Here is a 21,421-nt window from a genome sequence, read left to right as displayed (position 1 = left end):
GCAATCGCGAGAGGGTGGACCTCGCCTTCTTGAACCACCTCCCCATAAACATTGAGGGTTGAATGACAATGGATACACCCAAGAACCTGACAAACGGTGCAACGCAGGTAGCGCCGGTGGGATCAATCGAAGCCTCTGAAGACCTGACTGGAATTCCAGGCACGCATTGGCTGATCGTGAGCGTGAGAGCGTTGGCACCCGATGGCGAAGGGCGACTGGATTTGGTGAACACATCCACGCATGCAATCCGTGCCCTTTATCCCTCTCCGGAGGCGCAGGTACGCTTCGACGCGCACACCTTTCACGGCCAGCCCGACCGGCCGCCAGAGCGCTTCAATCCACACGGACTCACCATTCGTCGTGGCGCGAACGGTGTCCACCAGCTCCTCGTCGTGCATCACGGCGTCCGCGAATCCGTGGAGATTTTCACTGTCGATACCCGTGACGTTCTGCCCCGCATCCACTGGCGGGGTTGCGTGCTTACACCGGGTTCTGTGACCGGCAACGGGGTCGCACCAATGCCCGACGGATTCGTGATGACGCAGACCACGCTGCCCATCCCCAAGAAGGGAGGTCGTGCGCTGAATTTCGAGGAAATCGAGGGTGGGCGCAGCATCGGTGAGGTGCTGGCCTGGAGTTCCCGTTCCGGATGGAGCAAGGTCGATACCGGAGGCGACCTGATGCCGAACGGAATCGAAACGTCGGCTGACGGAGAATGGCTCTACTACGCAGATTCTGTCCGCCAGACCTTTAACCGCTTTTCGTTCAGAGCCGGTGCCGCGAAGAAACATGTAATTCAAACCGGTTTCCACAGCGACAATGTACACTGGGCGCCGGACGGTAGTCTTTTGCTCGCGGGCCAGCAAGGCACCCTACGGGAAATCGTTGAGTATTTCTCCGGGAAGGAAGGTGCTGCGTGCGGGAATGCGCGCGTGCTACGCATTGACCCACAAACAATGAGCGTGCAGCCGCTGGTTGACTGCGCGGATTTTCCTCTGGCGAGCGGCGCAGTCGAAATTCAGGGCACCCTGTGGCTGGGACGCATCAGGGGGACAATCGGCCGGGTGGATTTACGTCAGGTGCATACCGCATTGCCAGACTAGCGTGGGACGCCAGGGCTTGCAGGATCCACCCAGGCTTCCGCCAAGAAAGCGTGGGGACCGGGCTGCCAGCGGAAATCGTCAAGGCCTTACTCATTTTCTGTCTGTACGACAATGCGCTGACTGCCCGGCGGGTATGAGATTAGTCATTCGGATAACGCCACACGTCCGCGGTTTCGCCAACGGCAAGAACCCGCTTTTCCGATGCGGGAAGTCCAAGGCGCTCCCACTCTGCTGCCAGGCGAACCGGCGGTTCGTCTAGCGGCTCGTAGGTCAGCTTGAAAGTCCCCCAGTGCATGGCGAAGAAGCACCCGGCACCAAGATCCCTGTAGGCCCGGGCAGCCTCCTCGGGGTTCATGTGCTGGCGGCGCATGAACCAGGACGGCTCATAGGCGCCGATGGGCAAAAGTGCAGCATCGATCACCGGGAAACGGCGGCCGATTTCCCGGAACCCGTCAAAGTAGCCCGTATCGCCCGAATGGTAGATGCAGGCGGAAGCTCCCTCGAGAATGAATCCGCCCCACAGCGTTTCGTTTACGTCGGTCAAGCCGCGACGGCTGTAGTGCTGGGCGGGCACGAAAGTCACCCTCACGGGGCCGATGTCGATGGACTGCCACCAGTCCAACTCGCTTGCGGAAATCCCTTTTTTTGCGAGGAACGACGCCATGCCCAGGCCGGCGATCACCGGCGCATCGACGCTCTTCACGGATGGAAGGTCGAGATGGTCGTAGTGGTTGTGACTGATCAGCACCGCGTCGATGGATGGCAGATCCTCGGGGCGCAGGCCAGCCGGAACATTCCGCCCCCCTGGCCCCAGGGCAAGCTCACCGAAGACCGGATCGACGAGGAACGACTTCCCTTCGATCTGCACCAGCCAGCTCGCATGCCCGATCCAGGTCAGGCGCGCGCCTTCACCCGTGCCCGGTGGAGTGGCGATCGCGACGAGATCGGGCACCACACACGGCACCGAAGCCTTTCTCGGTACACCACGGCCCCGGCCTGCAAGACTATCGACGACCAGCATCCGAAATGCCGGCACCACGGTGCCGGGAGCTTCGCTCCCGTCAAGATTCCTGAAACGTCTGGATTTGCCGAAAATTGCCATAGCCACCCCTTCCACATTGACGATGAGGATGAACGCCTATGGCATGAGTCGCTCGATGAACACACCAATCGGTGTTCCAGAAGACCTTCCCAATACGTTGCATCCCCCTCATTTCGAGTCGAATGCGATACCCGGCAAACGCCAACAACGGGCGATGCCATCAATCGCTTCTCAGAACCGATAGAGGTAGCCGAGACCAAGGCCATACTGCGTGCTCTTTTCCACCAGCGGGCTGTTGCGGATCGAGCTGCCCATGTGCTTGGCGCCCATGTCGAGGAACATGGTGTGACTGGACACGGGCTGCCAGTCCACGCGAAGCCCGATTTCGGTATTGAGCGCGGAACTACCGCCGTAGGCCGGGCGCCAGCTCCGTGCCTCGTCTGACCTTACGCCGTATTAATAGTCCACGTACTCGCCATCCACCCACTCGGCCGCCAGCCGCGGGGCCAGCCCGATTGTGCCTGCGGTAAATCGCCTGTCGATCTGCAGCGTCGTCCGCATCCCCCCGCTGTTGCTCATGGCATCCGTGAGCACTTCAGCAGAGAAATTGGCAATGCCGGTACGCCAGATGGCGGCGGCGCCGAGCCAGAAACTGGAGTCTCGATCGCGCATGCCCGCGAAATATGGGGAATCGCCCGAATCGAAGCCTTCCCCGATGTACCGACCACGCAGCCTGAATGACACCGGCCCGACCGACGGAAGCTTGACGTCCAGGACAGGCCCGGCCACCTGAATCCATTTGTTCTCATAGGTAATCATTGGCAAGCCTCGAACGCGGTCGTCGAAGTCGCGGTAGACGCGGTACTGTATGCCACCGGCAACGCCAATCCCCCACGTCGGTTCACTGCGTCCGGCTTCGGGCATCGCCTGACCTCTCGCCGACTTATTCGTATCGTCGGTCTGAGCCCATGCAACGGGTGTTGAAAAAATGCCAGCGACCAGGATCGGTAGCGCAGCGTAAGACGGCTGCCGGCGCAGGCGGACTGCGCATTGAGGACGAGATGACATGATTGATCCCTTTTAAGGAAAACGTGAAAATGCCTCCCCTGTACTGGGGAATGGCAGCTCGCGGACCACGCCATCGGGCCATCTCGATGAGTTCGCGGACCATCACCAGCAGACGGCCGCACTGCACCGTCTGCCTGATTTCCATACCGTCCGGACGACACTGGGTCGTCCCGCACGGGTCAGTGCAGGCGCTGCGCATCAAGTTTCGATGTGACGAGTGAATTGCAGGACTGTTGAGTCGTGACGAGGTTAGTTGCGTCATCGCTCAACCTCGTCAGCGGTAGCGCGTACGGTGTGTCGAAAAAAACCAAGCGATGCCAGCCATTTCTCGATCCTGTCCACATACAGGAACACGGCTGGCACGACCAGCAGGCTCAAGGCAGTCGATGTGATAAGGCCGCCGATAACCGCCATGGCCATCGGCCGGCGGAAGCTAGAATCCGCACCTAACCCCAGCGCGATAGGCAACATGCCGGCGATCATCGCGATGGTGGTCATCACGATGGGACGGGCACGCTTGTGGCACGCATCCAGCAGCGCCTCGTGAACAGGCAATCCGCGCTCGCGTATACCGATAACCGCGTACTCGACGAGCAGGATGGAGTTCTTGGTGACGATACCCATAAGCATCACCAGACCGATCATCGAAGGCACACTCAACTGGCTGCGCGTGACCAGAAGCGCGAGGAACGCGCCACCTATGGACAGAGGAATGGCAGAGAGGATGGTGATGGGCTGAAGGAAATCCCTGAACAGCAGCACCAGAACGCAGTAGATGCACAAAACACCGACCACGAGCGCCATGGCAAAGCCCCCGCCGAGTTCGGCAACGATCTCCGCGTCGCCGGCCTCAATCACCTTCACACTGGACGGAAGGGACTTGATCGAAGTCAGGTTGGCCACAGCCGCCTGCGCCGTCCCGAGCGCGGTACCTCCCAAATCGGCCGAAATGGTGACGTTGCGAAGACGGTCATGGCGGTCGATCTGCGCGGGGCCACTTTGCACAGTCAGGCTGGCGACACTTGCCAGCGGCACCGACCCGTCGCGCCCCGGCACGCGCATGTTGCCGAGCGTGTCGATGTCCTGCCGCGCGGCATCGGGAATGCGCGCGCGGATATAGACCTGGCGGTTGTCGAGGTTCAGGCGCGCCACCTGAGCGTCGAAATCGCCTCTGGTTGCCACCCGCACTACGTCCCCGATCGCCTCGGTCGTCACGCCGCGCTCGGCGGCGCGCTCCGGGTCGGGACGGATGATGATCTCCGGGCGCTCCAGGCTGGCCGTCGAGGCAATGCCAGTAAGGCCCTTGACGTCGCGCAGTTCGGCTTCCACCGCATCCGCGCTCGCCTTAAGTGCCTCGGCATTGTCGCTGGCGAGGATGATCGTAAGCTTTTCGCCCGGCCCGCCGCCGCCGATGGCAAAGCGCGCCCCGGGAACATCGAGCAAGCGTTCCCGCACGGCTTTCTCGATGACCTGCTGCGAAGGGCGATCATTACGCGGCCCCAGCGTGAGCGTGAGCGACGCGCGCCGAACTTCGCCCGCCTGCGCCCCACCGGGGCCGGCACTTTGCGCCTTGCCCACCGTGGCGAAAACATGGGCGATGCCGTCAACATCGCCGATGGCTTTGCGGGCCGACCCGGCGACCGCCAACGTGTCCTCCAGCGAGCTGGCTGGCGGCAATTCGATGCTCAGGGTCGTGCTGCCGCTATCAGAGGCGGGGATAAAGCCCGTCTCGATGAAAGGCACCAGGGCGAGCGAAGCCGCGAGAAAGATGACCGCTCCGCTCAGGGTCGTCTTGCGATGCTTCAGGCACCAGCGCGCCGTTGCCATGTACCAGCGCATGACCCGGCCATCTTCCTTCTCGGGGATCGGCTCGGGCTTGAGCAGGTAGGCCGCCATCATGGGTGTGAGCAGGCGCGCCACCAGCAGCGAAGCGAGCACGGCGATCACGGCGGTCCAGCCAAACTGTTTGAACACCAGGCCGCCGATACCACTCATCATGGCCGTCGGTAGGAAGACGACCACCAGGCTCATTGTGGTCGCCATCACCGCCAGGGCAATTTCGGTCACGGCGTCCTCTGCGGCTTCCCGGACCGACTTGCCCCTGTGCCGGTGGCGCTCGATGTTCTCGATCTCCACGATGGCGTCATCGACCAGGATGCCGACGATCACCGCCAGCGCCAGCAGCGTCACGGTGTTGAGCGTGAAGCCCAGCCAGGCCATGGCCGCGAATGCCGGAAGGATGGACAGCGGCAGAGCGGTCGAGGCTATCAGCGTCGCCCGCCAGTCGCGCAGGAACAGCCAGACGACGATCATCGCGAGGATGGCCCCCTCGTACAGCATCGCCATGGAGCCCTCATACTGCTCAAGCGTCTGGCCGACCGACCCCGAAATCTCAGTCAGGCTGAGCGCCGGGTCGGCCTGTTGAAGGCCGGCCAGGGCCTCGCGAACGCCCTCGGCCAGCCGTACCTCGTCAAAGCCCCTGGCGCGGTACACGCTGAAGCCGACCACATGCTCGCCATCGAGCAGGGCCGCCTGCGTGGGGTCGGCCTGACCATCGACGATGGTCGCGATTTGGTCCAACCTGAAGCTCTTGCCGTTGGACAACGCGATTCGCAGGTCCGCAAGCTCCGATGCCTGGCGAACCGTGGCAATCGTGCGAACCGACTGCTCCTGGCCGCCAAGCTGACCACGGCCGCCGGAAGATTCCTGCTGAACCTGGCGCAGTGCACGGGAGACATCCGCCGCCGTGATGCCGAGGGCAGACATGCGCGACGGATCGAGCTCAATCCGAACCTCACGTTCGATTCCGCCAAGCCGCTCGAACCGACCGACTCCGGGAAGCGAGAAAATAGTCTTGGCAATGGTGTCATCCACAAACCACGAAAGCTGCTCCTCATTAAGCCGGGACGACGATATGGCGTAGGTCAGAACGGGCGAACCTACGCTCGTGGAAGCACTGACGGTCGGTTGCAGAAGATCATCCGGCAGATCAGACCGGATGCTGTCAACCGCGTTCTTGGTTTCGATCAGCGCGTCCGACAGGTTCTTCTCCAGCACGAATTCGACCTGGATTGAAACCAAACCATCCGTGATCGATGTGCGCAGATGGTTCAAACCACTCAAGGTCGCAAGTGAATCCTCGACCTTGCGCGCGACCTCCGTCTCCAGCTGCGCAGGAGCCGCCCCCGGCTGCGTCAGCATGACCGTGACCATTGGTAGATCAAGGTCTGGAAGATCCTGCGTAGGCAGCTTCTGGAACCCCCATAGCCCTGCGAGTGCCAGCAGTGCGAACAGCAGGATCGAGGGGATCGGATTGCGAATGGACCAGGTAGCGAAATTCATGGTCTGCCCGCCCCAGCAGGCTGCCCCTGCGAAACCCGGACCAGATCGCGATCCTTGAGGAAGCCGGCTCCCCGGACAACAACACGCTCGTCCTTGCCAAGCCCCTCGGTGACCTCGACCTCACGGCCATTACGCCGGCCGACGCTGACGCTTCGCAGCGACACGCGGGACGTGGCACTGGTGTCGGCCAGCACCAGGACGTGGCTGCGCCCATCGCGGATGACAACGCTCTCGGCGGGCACGACCAGCGCCGGCTCTGTCCCGAGTCCGAGCCTGCCGTTGGCGTACATACCAGCCCGTGCCGTGCTTCCAGGGTGGATGTCGGCGTAAACAGTGGCCAGGCGAGAGGTGCTATCCAGAATCGGCGAGGTCTGGCGAACCGTCGCCTTCGCTGTCTTGCCGTCGGGAAGGTCTAATGTTACCTGCTGCCCGATCTCGACCTGAGCGAGTTGCTCGGCGGTCAGTTCGCCACGCCACTCCAGGCGCCCCCGGCGAATCATGCGAAACAGTTCCTGGCCCACCGTAACGACGCTGCCGAGCGTTGCAGTCCTGTGGCTGATGACACCATCGTCCGGCGCAGTGACGTCGGTGTAACGCAGCCGCAACTGATTGGCAGCGAGCAGCGCATCCGCGGTCCTGGATTGAGTCACCAGCTGGAGCACGTCCTGTTCACTCATCGCGCGGCTGCTTTGCAACGCGAGCGCGCGCTGCCGGTTGGCGGCAGCCTGATCGGCATTCGCTTTCAGTTCCGCGCGTTCCGCCAGCAACAGATCCGGGTCAAAACGAGCGATAATCTGTCCCTTCCTGACGATATCGCCGACATTGACGCGAACATCGATGAGCTGATAACCACCAATCTGAGCACCGATGCTGGCTTCTTCCCATGCGGCAATCGCACCCGAAGCCCTGATCTCTATGGGCCACGAGACTTCCCGGGGGATGGTGCATGTGACGGTCAGCGCCGGCGTCGCCGCGGCAGTCGCTTCCTCCAGCGTCGTATCGCCCCTGCCGACGACTATCGCCAGCGCCGTCACAACGAGGGCCACTCCCCCCACGAAATACGCGATCCGGTGCCGCCGGAGGTGTCCCCGGGTGGGCTGGTTACGGTGTTCTTGTTCCTGACTCATGGCGATAATTTTCCTTACGGGCGATACAGGGGTGGCAGACGGAGCGTCGTCCATTTGCTCAGTCGTTGTGGGCTGCGGTACTGCGGCCCATAACGGCGGGTTCCCTGCGGCGCGCACAAGGAGACCCGGGATGGGTGCGATCGTAAGCAGCGGCGATGGCGCTTTCCTGCGCGCCCCTGAGCTGTCAACCCGGGCCTTCCTGCCCGAATAAGGTGATTACATCCGCCTTATACCGGACTTCGTTCGCGTGCGCGCAACTGCAGACGCATCGGCGGTCTGGAGAGAGGTATCCGCATCCAGCCACGCGGGGAACATAGCCGTCAGGGAACTCACGTCATTGGCGTTGCGCGCATCAGGCTCACTGCGGGCCACTTCTTCTGTCGCAGGGGCATCTCCCCACAGGTCTGGCTCTCACAAGAACCTGGCGCCAGAGAACCCCGAAGTGGTGCTGATCGTGTCTGTGCCACCTGTCTGGGTTTGCGATTTGTCTCGCGACACCGCGCCGTTGACCCCGGGCCATTGAGCGCATCTGGTCTGGCTGGGACCAGGGCCAGGCGCAGCGACCAGCACGCTCGTCATGAGCCGGGGACGATAGCGTTGCTGATGGCCCGACAAGACGTGCATAGCTGCCATCACAGTTCGCCCACCAATGAAAACGCCCTGGCCACGATGGAGCGCAGGTTCTGCCTGCCGCCATCCGCATACCACTCGTCAAGGGCAGCCGTCCATGCGGACGTCACCGCGCCCACGATGATGCGCGCTTTGAGCATGCTCAGCCCGGTCTCGCTTTCTCGTTCCACGAGTGCGGCAGCGAGCGACACCTCCCGATCCATCCGCTTTTCGCATCCCTTGGCGAGCAGAGCCGGCGTTTCCTTCAGCAGGCGCACCAGTGCAAAAGCCATGTCAGGATTGGCGTCATACCGCAGGAGCGTCGTGGCCAGCGTCTCTCTGACCGCATCCAGTGGCCCCTCGTGGTCGGGACGCCCCCGCAATTCATCGACCAGCTCATGCGTCTTCTCGTCGTGCCACAGGAAGATCAGATCTTCTTTAGTCTTGAAGTAGCGAAAGAACGTACGCCTAGCCACACCAAGCGGCTCGACGATGTGTTCGATGGTCGTGTGGGTAAAGCCCTGTTTCAGAAACAACTCAAGCCCGAGGTTGGATAGCTCCCTCCGGGTGCTCTCTTTGTGCCTTTCGCGAAGGCCGGGATTTTTATTTGCCATGAGAGTATTCTGTCATATCTGGCACCAAGTGACAATAAGGCACTTAGTGCCATAAGGCATCTGGTTTGCTCTAAACCGACGCTTCGAAGCGCTTCATTGCTGCCATATAATGAAGGTTTATAAAGACCGACCGGGAGACGCGGCTAGCACCAGAGATCAATGTGCCGGGAGGCTTCTTTCACAAGATCTTGGCCGCAGGTATAATCGAATGCTAAATCGCCTACATCAACTCAAGCGCTGCTTCGAGTCTTCCGTCGAAGTTCTGCACGATATCTGCGACACCATTGTTACGTGAGCTAGTGATCCGCTCCGCAAGTTTCTCTATGTTCTATCCAGAGGGCAGAAACACATCTGATTAGTTTACTTTTAGGTGAAATTTAGGTGGTACCAAGGGGGAATCTTCGCCTGCCAATGCCGCCAGATGTGCGACTGCAGAAGATCTCATGGAAGCCCCAATACACCGCGGGACCGTCCGCACTTGGGCTATTCGTGTCGGCCTGAGTGAACGCACTCTCGCACGGTTGCTTATTCAGGAAACCGGTATGAGCTTCGAACGCTAGCGCCAGCAGATCCAAGTCATTCTTGCGGTGAAATGGTTGAGTACTGGAATGTCGGTTCGACAGGTCGCCGATAGTCTGGGTTAAGAAAGTGCCGGTAACTTTGTGACTATGTTCCGCAAATCACTCGGCACTTCACCGAGGCGCTACATAGCTGAACGCAACCTCCGGCTCAGTTGATCGAGAGCAACGGCATCTTCGAGTGCCGTGGATGGATAGAATGATCTGTTTTATCGGGGTACCGCACGTTACTCCGACCGCGCATGACACTTCATGGCTGTGGAATGTGGCAGTGGTTTCCCGCCCCAGCCGTGGCTCGTTCACCGGCCTCCGTGGCAACAGCGAGAAGCTCGAAAAGGAATACACAGTCTGCTGCGGATTCTTGAGACCGGTTTGCAGGAAATTTATTCGCCCAAGCCATCGCGCAGACGATCGATAAGCCACTCTAGTGAAACAGACAAGCGGTTGTTATCGGAGCGAAGCAAGTAAATAGTCAAAGCCGATTCGACTGCCAGGTGACGGATAACGACATCCGATCGTTGGCTTACCGGGATCTTGGTCGCAGTCATCAAGCCGATGCCATAGCCTGCGCCGTCCAATGTAAGCATCAGATCCAGCGAGGGACACTTCCCTCGATTAATCCTACCCTGCAATAGTGGACACGGGACTAAGTGAGAAAACTCTCAACCAGAGGGACTCATGACAAGATCATTATCAATAAGCAAAAAGCCCCGTAAATTACACACACCTGAATTCCTCAATGAAGCTCTGATTGTAGTGGCATAGAAAATTTGGCCACCTGATTAAAGGTTATATTCTCATTCAACACAAAACAAATGACTTAATGAGCAAGAAAACTAAGCGTACTTTCACCCCCTGAGTTCGTGGCATAATGTACTGACTTTCGTTTCTGGCCGTCCTATTAATGCCATTGCCGGTAGCGATTTTATTGGCGTCATTTTTTAGGCCGCCCCTTCTTCCCTCGGGTCCCTTCTGAGGCCTGACCTGCTGTTGTTCGCTCGGCAATCAATTCTCGCTCAAACTCCGCCTGTGCGGCAAAGATTCCAAAAACAAGCTTGTCACTGGCTTCCCTGAGGAATACACGAACCCCCTTCTGACGCTGCTGGGCTATGAAACACTCCGTTGTCGGGAATTGCCGCTGGCGCTGAAGCTGCCAACAGAACGCAGGGCGCGCAGCGTTGCAGACAAGCTGCTGAGCCAGCCGGCCTGCATAATGGATCAGCAACAGCCTGCCCATGAAGCGGGGCTCAGCATCAGAAGCATCAACTGTCTATTCAGTCAGCAGACCGGGCTGAGTTTCAGTCATTGGCACCAGCAGGCAAAGGTGGTGGCTTCACTGCGCTGGGTGTCAGAGGGATTGCCAGTCAGTGAAATCGCATCGCTGAGCGGTTATAGTAACGTCAGCGCCTATATTGACGTATTCCGTCAGAGCTTCGGTAAAACGCCCAGTCGGTTTAACTGAGAGCACGGCAGTACGGTGCATATCCGGTAAACATAAGTATATTCCCTGATTAACGAGAATTTACATACAGCCTTATAAAGCCTGAACAGAGCTTTGTGACGTGCATATATTAACCGCGCGCCTTATGCCGACTGACAGAGCGGCTGCATCCGTTACTCATCTGAATCCTGCTGCATCAACCAACGCGCGCACGTTGTCAAAGACATCGTTACCTTTATAATCACCTTCGTCTGGAGTTGTTGATAAAGCCTGCAGCGATACGCTCAGCGCCAGTATCAGTTTAGCGCGTTCTTCAGTTAGCATCGCTCTGGCTCAGTAAGAACAGTCCCCATGATTTCACTTTGACTAGGCTTAAACGTAGCTTTAAGACTCGCCTCCCGTTGTTTGCCAGGCATTGTACTTGATGACGGACAGGACGATTGCCGGCCTTAATGCAGCAATTGTTCTGCCGCGGGCCTTAATGAAATCCGCTGGCCCACATCTCACAATTACCTCAGCGAACTCAACGTTCGGAAGTCTTATCAGGTTTGGTGAACCACGGTCTGACCTGTTTTGGCATTACATTACACTGCCTGCACAACCTGTTGACATTCTCTTTGTACTCCCAAGCTCCGAGGCTTTGTGTTGCCAACTGTTCAGTTATGGGACCGCGCATGCTTGCCGCACTGGATGATAACCGCGACCGCTTCAACAGCGCCGAAGAAATTCAAAACTACTCTGGCGTTGGCAGTGTGCGAAGTTCGTCCGACAGACATTCGTGGAATGGACTGCGAAGACGGTTAACTCATCGTACTGGGCCAGCGAGAAAAAGGAAAATCGCATCAATCCGCTATCCGAGCTCTGGCGTTCAAATAGATCCGGATAATTTATAGCTGCTGGAAAAACAGAACCTGTTACGACGAAGCAAAGTATTTGCTGGCTCTCCAAGCGCGAAACTCGCCCTTACTGAAGCCATAAAAAGCTTGTCGAATGTCTCAGCGCGTGAAGCGGACATCACCTCCTGAGTGAGCCAGCGCACAAACCCGCACGAAACTCTTCGACGTGAATTTACATAACCTTATGAAATTTTATAACTGTATGGCATTTGCCTAACCCTTCCAGGGCAAAAATACATAACTACTCACCAACCCTGCTGCGTATAACTATAGCGGTGTTTTTCTCTCACTGAAGGTGACGCATGACACAACAACGCCATGAATTATCAGCCGATCATGAGGCGCATATCGCTTCTGCGATTGGCAAATTCTTCCGCCGCATTATCCCGATGCTGGCGCTGATGCTTATTATTAACCAGATTGATCGCGCCAACATTGGCTTCGTCAAAGCCCAGCTGCAAACCGATGCCGGAATCAGCGCGGCGGCCTTCGGCTTAGGCGCAGGACTGTTCTTTATCGGCTATGCGTTGTTTGAAGTGCCCAGCAATATGATGCTGAAGAAGTTCGGCGCAAGGGTGTGGCTCACGCGCATTATGATCACCTGGGGAACGGTGGTGGTACTTACCGGTTTCGTCAGCACGCCAATGCATTTTTATATGCTGCGTTTCCTGCTTGGCGTGGCGGAGGCGGGCTTCTTCCCTGGCGTGCTGTTCTATTTTCGTCAGTGGGTGCCCAATGCCTGGCGAGGCCGCGCAACCGCAATGGTATTGAGTGCAACCGCAAGCGCGTTTCTATTCTCTGGCCCGCTCACCGGCGCAATCCTGATGATGCACGATGTCGGCGGACTTGCGGGTTGGAAATGGGTCATGTTTCTGGAAGGCGGCGGATCGATAGTGATCGGCCTGCTGGCGGCGTTTGTACTGGTATCGAAGCCAGAAGGGGCGAAATGGCTCAGCGACGCGGAAAAACAGGCGCTCGCGCAGCAACTGGCAATTGAAGACGCGACGCGTGACGAGCGTGCCGTCACACAGGGACGCTGGGGATTGATCACCGATCGCAGCCTTATATTCTACTGCCTGATCTTCTTCACCATGACCATGACCGGTTACACGCTGGTGTTCTGGTTGCCGCAAATTATCCAGCGTATTCAGGGGTTCAACAGTTTCGAATCCGGACTGCTGACCGCCATCCCGTGGCTCTTCGCCATTGTTGCGCTGTTTCTGCTGGGCAAAGCCACCGACCGTTATCGCGATAAGCTGGAGAAAGGGCTGGGCATCGCCATGCTGATCGCCGCATGCGGCACCTTTATGGCCACGCTTGGCACGCCGTGGTTTGGCTTTGTGGCGATGATTGTGGCTTGCATCGGTTCCAAAGTCAGTGCCGCGTTCTTCTGGCCGATGCCGCAAAGCGAACTGCCCGTCTCGATAGCGGCACCGGGCATTGCGATGATCAACTCTGTCGGCAACCTTGGCGGATTCTTCGCACCCACGGTGTTTGGCTATCTGGAGATGCACACCGGCAGCACCACCGGCGGCCTCTACGCGCTGACCAGCGTGTCCGTGGTGACCGGCCTGTGGCTGTTGCTGCGCACCAAACCTGTTCCCCCCACTTTAGGTCACAAGGAGAGACTTCATGTCAGACAGTCCAGTCATTAATACCATGCGCATCGTCCCAGTTGCTGGTTATGACAGCATGCTTTTGAATATCGGCGGTGCCCATAACTGCTTCTTCACGCGCATTATCGTGATCCTCACCGATTCTGCCGGGCATACCGGGGTGGGCGAAACGCCCTGTCATGCCTCGACGTTGCAGTTGCTGGAGCAGTTTCGCCCGCTGATTGTAGGCAGCTCGCTGCTGCGCCTGAATGCCACGCTGAGCCAGCTTTTCAACAGTGAGGCGCGTCAGAAGCACACTTCACACACCAACGACATCCACATTCCGCAGATGAATCCGGAGAAGTTTTATAACGCTGCGGCGGCGATTGAGGCCGCGCTACTAGACCTGCAAGGCAAGCTGTTTAACCTGCCGGTCGCCGATCTGCTTGCCAGCGGCAAACAGCGTGAGCGTATTCCGGTGCTGGGTTATCTGTTCTATATCGCCGATCGCAAGCGCACCACAATGCAGTACCGCTCGGGCGATAACGCGGCGGATGGCTGGTTCCGTCTGCGTCATGAGGCGGCAATGGACAGCGCTGGCGTTCAACGGCTGGCGGAAGCGGCAGTGGAGCAGTACGGCTTTCGTGACTTCAAGCTAAAAGGCGGCGTGCTGGCAGGCGAAGCGGAAGTGGAAACGGTTGAAGCGCTACTGGCGCGGTTTCCCGGCGCGCGCGTCACTGTCGACCCCAATGCCAGCTGGTCGCTGGATGAGGCGATTCGCTTTGGTAAACAGTTGGCAGGAAAGGTGCCCTATCTGGAAGATCCCTGTGGTGCTGAGCAAGGGTATTCAGGGCGGGAAACGCTTGCCGAATTCCGTCGCGCCACGGGCGTGGCGGTCGCGACCAATATGATTGCTAACGACTGGCGCCAATTACATCATGCGCTGCAACTTAACGCCATCGACATTCCGCTTGCCGATCCGCACTTCTGGACGATGCGCAATGCCAACGTGATAGCGCAATTGTGCAACGAATGGGGGCTGACCACCGGCTGCCACTCCAATAATCATTTTGATATCTCACTGGCAATGGTGGCGCACCTGGGCGCAGCGGCGCCTGGCGATCGTCAGACCGCCTTTGATACTCACTGGATTTGGCAGGATGGCCAGCAACTGACGCATCAACCGCCGCAGATCCGCGATGGCTATCTGGAATTACCGCCAGGCCCGGGTTTTGGCATCGAATTGAATATGGAACGCGTCGAGGAGGCGCATGCGCTTTACAACGCGCTGCCGGATAAGAACCGAAACGATGCGCTGGGGATGCAATTTTTAATTGATAACTGGCGCTATGATGCCAAACGTCCGTCAATGGTTCGCTAAGGAAGCGAAATGAAGAGAATATTACGTGCGGTGGCGCTCATGGCATCGATTGCCGCCAGCGCGCCACTGCTGGCGCAAACTTTTGTCTACATATTAGAAGCCAGTGATGGCACCATCGCACGCTACGCGCTGAACGAGTAAACCGACGCGCTGCAACTGCTGGGGTGACACTGACCCAAAATCCTGCTCCATTCAGAAACAGAATTCCGGCATGATAAACACTCCCCTGAACGGAGGTGGTGCCGATGAAAAAGTCACGATTTACCGAAGAGCAGATTGTCTTTGCCCTGTAGCAGGCCGAGCTGGGGATGTCCGTACCGGACGTCTGCCGCAAGCTGGGCATCTCCGACGCCACGTTTTACACCTGGTGTAAGAAATACGGTGGCATTTCACCCTCAGAACTAAAGCACATGCGCCAGCTGGAAGAGGAAAACCTGCGTCTGAAGAAACTGGTGGCCGATCTCAGCCTCGACAAGGCTATGCTGCAGGACGTGCTGGCAAAAAAGAACTGACGCTGGCACGCCTGCGCGAATGGATCAGGGATTTACAGGCCCGATACGGTGCCAGCGAAAGACAAATCTGTTTTGCGCTATGGCTCAGCCGCAGCTCGTTCCGGTACCATTCCGTTGCGGCAGACGACAGTGCGCTGCGCCTGCGCATCAGGGAGATTACCTAAACCAGGGTTCACCATGGCTACCGCAGGGTACACGTGATGCTCAGGCGGGAAAGCTGGCGTGATAACCACAAACGCATTTGCCGCCTGTACAGTGAACAGGGCCTGTCGCTGCGCCCCAAGCGTCCACGCCGTAATAAATCCGCACAGCGGCGACAGCCGCAGCCTCAGGGGCTGTATCCGAATCACGTCTGGGGCATGGATTTTGTCTCTGATGCGTTGTTTGACGGAAGGCGACTACGCCTGCTGACGGTTATAGACCTGTACACCCGCGAATGCCTGGGGATCTGCGTGGTGCAGAATCTGCGTTCAACAGAAGTGGCGGAAATGCTGAACAGCATAGAGCTCAGGCGTCCGTTACCTCAGATGCTGAAAACCGACAACGGCTCTGAATTTGCGGGGAAAATGCTGGACAGCTGGGTGTATGAACGGGGTATCCGTATCGACTTCTCACGCCCCAGAACGCCGACGGACAATGCGACGGTAGAGTCCTTCAACGGCAGGCTGCGACAGGAATGTCTGAACGAGAGCTGGTTCATGTCCCTGGAGGATGCGCGGTGCAAAATCGAAGCCTGGCGCATACACTATAACCAAAGTCGTCCCCATTCTGCGCTGGGCTGGATGACCCCCTCCGAATTTGCCGTAAAATCTGCCGGTTGCCAGAATATGCAGCCAGAATGAAGCCAGTTATTCCTGATTATGAATGGATCACATACGGGGAGCGGTTCAACAAACCGACATTATGGACTGACGGTTGTATCTAATACCGGGGGCAGGTCAAATCCTCTATGAGCTGTGAGTTCAACTGATGGATGCAACACACTGATTGAACCGTTCTGCGGGTGATTCATAGTCTAGCGTTTTTCTCGGTCTTTCGTTGAGCTGTCTGGCAACGCTGTTTAGTCTCTGCTGGCTGTGAATCGATAAGTCAGTTCTCTTTGGAAAATATTGTCTGAGCAACCTATTCGTATTTTCATTTGAGCCACCTGCCAGGGAGATTGAGGATCACAGAAGTAAATCTGGATGTCTGTAGCTACAGTAAATCGGGTGTGGCTGGTCATTTCAGCTCCTCGATCCCAGGTTAATGTTTTATAAAGCTCAATAGGTAATCCCCGGGCTTGCCTGATGAGTGCAGATATAACGGTTATGGTCTTGTTGTCCCTGATTTTGGCCAACATAACAAAGCGGGAATGGCGTTCTACGAGGGTGACGATACAGGAGTTTTTCGAGCCCTGGATCAGGTCACCTTCCCAGTGACCCGGTATGGCTCTGTCTGCGGCTTCAGGTGGCCTCTCGCTTATCTGTACCGCATTCGGGATTGATCCTAATCCTTTCCCTTTAAGCGATGACGTTCTGGATCTACGCACGGCTCTTCCGCTTCGGAGGCATTGCTGCAGTTCTTTTTTTAATGCCCCCCGAGTTTGTATGAAAAGCGTTTTATATATCGTTTCATGTAACACATGCATTTCCTGATTATCCGGATAACAGCGTTTCAGCCAACCGGCGATTTGTTCCGGCGACCAGTCCTGATGCATCTTCTCTGCGATGATTTTACAAAGTGTAGGTCTTTCAATTAGCTTGCAAGGTTTTGGTCTCAGAGCATTTTCCCACGCAGCAGCATCCGCTTTTGATGCACGATATTGTTTTGCACCACCGTGCCTCTTAATCTCGCGGCTAATCGCTGAGGGAGCTCTCGATAGTTTGTTTGCGATCGCTCTGATGCTGATTTTTGCTACAAGCGCTCTGGATATTTCCTCTCTTTCATCAAGTGAAAGCGCTAACGGGTGCCGCTTTCCGACAGGGGGACGGTATCCACCAGTCTGGTGGATAGTGGGCATAATAGAAGAATGATATCTGTCGAACATTCTGGCGATATCATGCACGGAATCACCTTGTTTGTATCTGTCTTGGATAATCGCTTTCTGTTCCGACGTTTAGTAAATCCGCGTTCTTCGTTTCATGGCAACGTCCCCCTTGATTAAGGATAGCGTTGCATCGACCCGTTGAACTCACAGCAAAAAGCGAACAAACCGCTTTTTGCTAACAAGTCTTATTGGCCTCAGTCAGTACTATTTTTATAGCAGGTACGACCGCACAAGTAGGCTTCCCAGCGCCACAATTAGGGAACATTGAATGCCTATAAACAGATTTATTTAACCCACAACTAATGGTGGTCATTTTGGTGGTCTTGACAGGATGAAGATTCAAGTTTAGCTTCCTTATTAGCCAGTTACTGGCAAAGGTGATCCCAGTCAGAGGAGCCAAATTTGAAAAGCCTGCTTTTGAAGCAGGCTTTTTGCTTTTCTGCGTCGGGTAGAATTGTCAGCTGGCGGCCGCGCCTGACCCGACCTACAAATCAGCGGACCGTTGATCGTCAAATAAAAAAGGCTCCCTGTCACCAGAGAGCCTTTTTCACAATTCGCTGCGATTATTCGCTTTTAGCTTCGGCGTTTTTGATTTCGCCCATCACTTTCAGCTTTTTGGAGATGTCGCGACGCTCTTTGGACAGCTCGGCATTTTTGATGATGTAATCATCAACGCGGTCTTCATAGTCGCTCTTCATGCTGGCGATGATGCCCTGAATAGCTTCAACGCTCATGCCCGGCTTGATGTAGTCGCTCAGGTTGTCGAGCAGCAGAACACGTTTCTGGTTGTCACGGATCTTCTTCTCAACGTCCTGGATTTCACGCTGCAGTTTGTTTTTGCGGCGGAACAGGCGGACGAATTCCAGAACATCCTGGAACGAAGGCTTGATAGTTTCCATTTTTTACACCCCTGATAATGTGAGATTCGGATTCGTTAAAGCAACCGCTGTAACAATAACCTTACTGACAGCAGCTGCGAATGACAATGGCTATATCGTTTAAAGCTATCATAACCCCAATTGCTGCTGAATCGAAGCAGCAGGCGTCACATCCGCGTTTTATTTGCGCAGCGCCCGACAAATCAGGTGCGATAGCAGTTCAAGCTGTCGCGCCAGCTCCAGGCTCAGCCAGACATAGCCGTGAATGGGCGTTTCCGCCACGTTATCGCCCTGCCGCTCGTTGATTAACTGCTTCAGTTCCGCCACGATTTCATTGAGCCGCTCGCTGTTCGCCAGAACGGGCTGCGGGTTGCCTTCATAGAGCGCATGGGCGATGGTCAGCAGGGTCTGCTGCGTCATCATCTGCGTCTCTTTGAGGGTCTGGGCGTTAAGCATCAACAGATGGCTGGGACGCGTGGCCCAGTGCGCGTTGATTTGCAGTTCAAGCATGCACACCAGATTGCGGCTGACCGTCTGGATAGCTTCGAAAATCGCTTTCTGAATATGGGTCTCTTTACTGGCTGGTACTATCAGGCCGCGCATTTTGACCACGTCGTTGAGGATGGTTTGCAGATGCTTTTCCAGCCGGGGACGCTCAACCAGATTCGGTGAAAACCCCGCCTGGTAAACGCGGTTAAACGCCGTGACGTAGTTAGCCATCTGGATACGCCAGTGCAGAAAAGCCCGCTGCGGCCAGATGCCGGTAAACAGCATGGCGAGCAGCGAGCCCAGAATAACGTCCCCGCTTCGCCACATCGCCGTGGTCATATCCCCTGCTGGCGCGCCGACCACGACCGCGAGAGTGATACCAATCAGCAGCGCCTGATAAGGCCGTTTGCCCAGCGCCAGCCAGCCGCACAGGAACATGGCGGCACCGCACCATGCCAGCATCACTGGAAATGAGATGAGCTCAAGCTTCAGGGCAATCAGCCCCAGGGCAGAGCCAAGCACGGTACCACCTATTCGCTCGAAGGCGCGCGGGACAACGTTTCCCCAAAATGAGATTGGCCCCATCACCACCACCAGCGTGATCAGCGGCCACGTTCCTTCCGGTATATCCAGCAACCTGACCAGTACAAAGGTCAACACGAACGCCAGCGCGATGCGACACCCGTGCACCACGCGGTAATGTTTATATAAGCGAATTTCAAAAGGGGTTAATGATTTGTCGGGACGCACACCCGCTCTCCAGCAACACGGCAAATCACAATTGTACTGTGTTTTCAGCCGGGCGGATCGCTCCCGGCTGAAAAACCCTTCATTAAGCAGGCTTAAACCGTTTTGTGCTCTACCGCGATAAACATTTCAATATCCCAGTAGCCGTCCGCGTTGCCATCATTGAGATAGCGCTCAAAGCAGGGCTTAAGCGCCATCTGGTATTTATTATCCTGCAGCAGGGAATTAAAGAACTGATACCACGGGGTTGCAAAGTCGTAGTTTTCCACGCGCGCCGTCGCCACGGCATAATCACCGGCCGCGATTTCCGTCATCATCACCCCTTCGCTGTTTTCCGGGATGACGAAATCATCCGGTACGGTAACGGCCGTATCGCAGCGCAGTTTTTCTGCCGGAACCTCATCGGGGTTATCGTAATAGACCGCCACCCACTCCAGCGGCTCAATGTGACGCCCGTCTACCCACATGACCAGCTGTTCAAAGCCCTGCTTGACCGTTTTTTCCCACGGCCCAACAAGATGAAAACCCGCAATCTTACGTTTCTGTTGCTGCTTGATGCTGTAGTCCATGCTGCCTCCGATTAGAACTGTATATTTATACACTATAAAGCAGGATTTCTATTATCGGCAAACGAGGAGTGTTTATTATGTGAGCAGACTCGCAACCCTGCCAGTCTGCCCATCAGCGGTTAAAGCGTGTGGTGAAGATAATCGCTCAGGCGTGAGAATACGCCTCCCTTATCAACGGCTTCCAGAGTGACCAGAGGCCAGTGCGCCACGACTTTGTCGCGGTCATAGAGCTGGATCTCCCCGACCCGCTGATGCGCGGCAATCGGTGCTTCCAGCTCTTTTTTATCCAGCACGTATTTGGCTTTGATGTTCGGTACTTCCGCTTTCGGCAGGGCCAGCCAGAAGTCCTGGTCGGTGCCCAGTTTCACCTGTTCTTTATCGCCGTACCAGATACGCTCTGTTCCGACTTTTTTACCGTTATGCAGGATCTGCACCGTATCGAAATTCTGCTGCCCCCAGTGCAGCAGTTTGCGGGCCTGGTCCTCGCGCCCTTTCGGGCTGTCCGCGCCCATCACCACCGCAATCAAACGACGCTGACCGTCCACCGCGGAGGCAATAAGGTTAAAGCCTGCTCCTGAGGTATGCCCCGTTTTCAGGCCGTCCACGTTCATGGTTTTATCCCACAGCAGGCCGTTACGGTTCTGCTGGGTGATACCGTTCCAGGTGAGACTCTTTTCGCTGTACATATGATAAAACTCGGGCTCACCGTGGATAATGGCCCGGGAGAGCACGGCCAGGTCATAGGCCGAGCTGTGCTGGCCCGGCGCGTCCAGCCCGTGGACGGTTTCAAAGTGCGTATCACGCAGGTTCAGCTTCTGCACGTAGTCGTTCATCATCTTCACAAACTGCGGCTGTCCGCCCGCCACGTGATCGGCCAGCGCCACGCAGGCATCGTTGCCGGAATCGACAATCAGACCGCGGCTTAAATCACGCACGGTGACGCGATCGCCCTCTTTCAGGAACATCAGCGACGAACCGTCAAAAACCGGGTTGCCCTTTGCCCACGCATCGCGCCCTACGGTGACGATGTCATCCGGGGTAATGCGGTGGCTGTCAATGGCCCGATCCACCACATAACCCGTCATCAGCTTGGTGAGGCTCGCCGGGTTACGTTGCTGATGTTCGTTGCCCGCCGTTAAAATTTGACCAGTCGTGTAATCCATCAGCACCCAGGAGCCAGCCTGAATGGCCGGAGGCTGCGGCGAAAAATCCAGTGGTTCGGCCGCAAAAGCAGATGAGACACTCGAAGCGAGTAAAGAAACAGCAATAAACAGACGGCGTTTCAACGGTATATCCTCAGGTCATTAAAAATCGATGACCTTTTTACGGGACTTCTGATGTCGTTACCTGGCTTAATTGCAAAAAAATGTGACAGAACGCAGGTTTTACGCGGAAGCGGTCTCG

General features: G+C 56.8%; 14 protein-coding genes and 6 pseudogenes. 7 read left to right on the top strand and 13 right to left on the bottom strand.

Features of this window, described 5'->3' with window-relative positions; translation table 11 throughout:
* Nucleotides 1-68: 68 nt before the first annotated feature.
* Entirely contained in the window at nucleotides 69-1,103 is a 1,035-nt protein-coding gene (locus IM295_RS21305; RefSeq protein ID WP_047955837.1) for a hypothetical protein, read from the top strand.
* 139 nt (nucleotides 1,104-1,242) lie between these two features.
* Here the strand turns inward: IM295_RS21305 and IM295_RS21300 are convergent, their stop codons facing one another.
* The 7 genes and pseudogenes from IM295_RS21300 to IM295_RS21270 all read right to left on the bottom strand — a co-directional run.
* Complete coding sequence (locus tag IM295_RS21300; protein WP_047955838.1) at nucleotides 1,243-2,205, bottom strand: MBL fold metallo-hydrolase; 963 nt, start codon at nucleotides 2,203-2,205, stop codon at nucleotides 1,243-1,245.
* 171 nt (nucleotides 2,206-2,376) lie between these two features.
* Nucleotides 2,377-3,069: pseudogene (locus IM295_RS21295) on the bottom strand (MipA/OmpV family protein).
* Nucleotides 3,070-3,471: 402 nt separating this feature from the next.
* On the bottom strand, nucleotides 3,472-6,555 hold the full coding sequence (locus IM295_RS21290; protein ID WP_047063008.1) for an efflux RND transporter permease subunit: 3,084 nt from the start codon (nucleotides 6,553-6,555) through the stop codon (nucleotides 3,472-3,474).
* On the bottom strand, nucleotides 6,552-7,682 hold the full coding sequence (locus IM295_RS21285) for an efflux RND transporter periplasmic adaptor subunit (RefSeq protein WP_047063006.1): 1,131 nt from the start codon (nucleotides 7,680-7,682) through the stop codon (nucleotides 6,552-6,554). The genes IM295_RS21290 and IM295_RS21285 overlap by 4 nt, the downstream gene beginning before the upstream one ends.
* A 632-nt stretch (nucleotides 7,683-8,314) precedes the next feature.
* On the bottom strand, nucleotides 8,315-8,905 hold the full coding sequence (locus IM295_RS21280; RefSeq protein WP_047063004.1) for a TetR family transcriptional regulator: 591 nt from the start codon (nucleotides 8,903-8,905) through the stop codon (nucleotides 8,315-8,317).
* 961 nt (nucleotides 8,906-9,866) lie between these two features.
* Nucleotides 9,867-10,082 (bottom strand): annotated as a pseudogene (locus IM295_RS21275) (LysR family transcriptional regulator); the annotation flags it as partial.
* A 258-nt stretch (nucleotides 10,083-10,340) separates the two neighbouring features.
* A pseudogene (locus tag IM295_RS21270) lies at nucleotides 10,341-10,549 on the bottom strand (recombinase family protein); the annotation flags it as partial.
* A 66-nt stretch (nucleotides 10,550-10,615) separates the two neighbouring features.
* On the opposite strand from IM295_RS21270, the gene IM295_RS21265 reads away from it, so the two are divergent.
* Nucleotides 10,616-10,945, top strand: coding sequence for a helix-turn-helix domain-containing protein (locus IM295_RS21265; protein ID WP_052768066.1), 330 nt, complete (start codon nucleotides 10,616-10,618; stop codon nucleotides 10,943-10,945).
* A gap of 156 nt (nucleotides 10,946-11,101) precedes the next feature.
* On the opposite strand, the gene IM295_RS21260 is transcribed toward IM295_RS21265, so the two are convergent.
* Nucleotides 11,102-11,248 carry a hypothetical protein gene (locus IM295_RS21260; protein ID WP_154400831.1) on the bottom strand — a complete coding sequence of 49 codons (147 nt, stop codon included), beginning with the start codon at nucleotides 11,246-11,248 and terminating at the stop codon, nucleotides 11,102-11,104.
* 338 nt (nucleotides 11,249-11,586) lie between these two features.
* Here IM295_RS21260 and IM295_RS21255 point away from each other — a divergent pair.
* The 5 genes and pseudogenes from IM295_RS21255 to IM295_RS21235 all read left to right on the top strand — a co-directional run.
* Nucleotides 11,587-11,902 (top strand): annotated as a pseudogene (locus IM295_RS21255) (IS110 family transposase); the annotation flags it as partial.
* Between the two features lie 220 nt (nucleotides 11,903-12,122).
* Entirely contained in the window at nucleotides 12,123-13,475 is a 1,353-nt protein-coding gene (locus IM295_RS21250) for an MFS transporter (protein WP_193067288.1), read from the top strand.
* Nucleotides 13,453-14,796 carry an enolase C-terminal domain-like protein gene (locus tag IM295_RS21245; protein ID WP_047062999.1) on the top strand — a complete coding sequence of 448 codons (1,344 nt, stop codon included), beginning with the start codon at nucleotides 13,453-13,455 and terminating at the stop codon, nucleotides 14,794-14,796. The genes IM295_RS21250 and IM295_RS21245 overlap by 23 nt, the downstream gene beginning before the upstream one ends.
* A gap of 9 nt (nucleotides 14,797-14,805) precedes the next feature.
* Entirely contained in the window at nucleotides 14,806-14,937 is a 132-nt protein-coding gene (locus IM295_RS23230) for a hypothetical protein (RefSeq protein ID WP_255467567.1), read from the top strand.
* Nucleotides 14,938-15,098: 161 nt separating this feature from the next.
* Nucleotides 15,099-16,150: pseudogene (locus tag IM295_RS21235) on the top strand (IS3 family transposase).
* 120 nt (nucleotides 16,151-16,270) lie between these two features.
* Here the strand turns inward: IM295_RS21235 and IM295_RS21230 are convergent.
* From IM295_RS21230 to dacD, 5 genes and pseudogenes are all read right to left on the bottom strand, one after another.
* Nucleotides 16,271-17,385 (bottom strand): annotated as a pseudogene (locus tag IM295_RS21230) (IS30 family transposase).
* Nucleotides 17,386-17,897: 512 nt separating this feature from the next.
* Nucleotides 17,898-18,233 carry a DUF496 family protein gene (locus IM295_RS21225; protein ID WP_028013754.1) on the bottom strand — a complete coding sequence of 112 codons (336 nt, stop codon included), beginning with the start codon at nucleotides 18,231-18,233 and terminating at the stop codon, nucleotides 17,898-17,900.
* Between the two features lie 159 nt (nucleotides 18,234-18,392).
* On the bottom strand, nucleotides 18,393-19,451 hold the full coding sequence (locus IM295_RS21220; RefSeq protein ID WP_028013755.1) for an FUSC family protein: 1,059 nt from the start codon (nucleotides 19,449-19,451) through the stop codon (nucleotides 18,393-18,395).
* A gap of 92 nt (nucleotides 19,452-19,543) precedes the next feature.
* On the bottom strand, nucleotides 19,544-20,017 hold the full coding sequence (gene sbmC, locus IM295_RS21215; protein WP_028013756.1) for a DNA gyrase inhibitor SbmC: 474 nt from the start codon (nucleotides 20,015-20,017) through the stop codon (nucleotides 19,544-19,546).
* Nucleotides 20,018-20,136: 119 nt separating this feature from the next.
* On the bottom strand, nucleotides 20,137-21,303 hold the full coding sequence (dacD, locus tag IM295_RS21210; RefSeq protein ID WP_048961279.1) for a serine-type D-Ala-D-Ala carboxypeptidase DacD: 1,167 nt from the start codon (nucleotides 21,301-21,303) through the stop codon (nucleotides 20,137-20,139).
* Between the last annotated feature and the right edge of the window lie 118 nt (nucleotides 21,304-21,421).

The organism is Enterobacter cloacae complex sp. P14RS, from assembly GCF_014895895.1.
In the GTDB taxonomy this organism is placed as follows: Bacteria; Pseudomonadota; Gammaproteobacteria; order Enterobacterales; family Enterobacteriaceae; genus Enterobacter; species Enterobacter bugandensis.
Note: the sequence above shows the minus strand (reverse complement) of the source record. Positions and strands in the feature narration are given on the sequence as shown.

What these genes read in the sequence shown, in the direction of transcription:
- IM295_RS21285 (WP_047063006.1), bottom strand. Translation starts at nt 7,682, where the DNA reads ATGAGTCAGGAACAAGAACACCGTAACCAGCCCACCCGGGGACACCTC.
- sbmC (WP_028013756.1), bottom strand. Translation starts at nt 20,017, where the DNA reads ATGGACTACAGCATCAAGCAGCAACAGAAACGTAAGATTGCGGGTTTT.
- IM295_RS21250 (WP_193067288.1), top strand. Translation starts at nt 12,123, where the DNA reads ATGACACAACAACGCCATGAATTATCAGCCGATCATGAGGCGCATATC.
- IM295_RS21305 (WP_047955837.1), top strand. Translation starts at nt 69, where the DNA reads ATGGATACACCCAAGAACCTGACAAACGGTGCAACGCAGGTAGCGCCG.
- IM295_RS21225 (WP_028013754.1), bottom strand. Translation starts at nt 18,233, where the DNA reads ATGGAAACTATCAAGCCTTCGTTCCAGGATGTTCTGGAATTCGTCCGC.
- IM295_RS21260 (WP_154400831.1), bottom strand. Translation starts at nt 11,248, where the DNA reads ATGCTAACTGAAGAACGCGCTAAACTGATACTGGCGCTGAGCGTATCG.
- IM295_RS21245 (WP_047062999.1), top strand. Translation starts at nt 13,453, where the DNA reads ATGTCAGACAGTCCAGTCATTAATACCATGCGCATCGTCCCAGTTGCT.
- IM295_RS21290 (WP_047063008.1), bottom strand. Translation starts at nt 6,555, where the DNA reads ATGAATTTCGCTACCTGGTCCATTCGCAATCCGATCCCCTCGATCCTG.
- IM295_RS23230 (WP_255467567.1), top strand. Translation starts at nt 14,806, where the DNA reads ATGAAGAGAATATTACGTGCGGTGGCGCTCATGGCATCGATTGCCGCC.
- IM295_RS21280 (WP_047063004.1), bottom strand. Translation starts at nt 8,905, where the DNA reads ATGGCAAATAAAAATCCCGGCCTTCGCGAAAGGCACAAAGAGAGCACC.
- IM295_RS21300 (WP_047955838.1), bottom strand. Translation starts at nt 2,205, where the DNA reads ATGGCAATTTTCGGCAAATCCAGACGTTTCAGGAATCTTGACGGGAGC.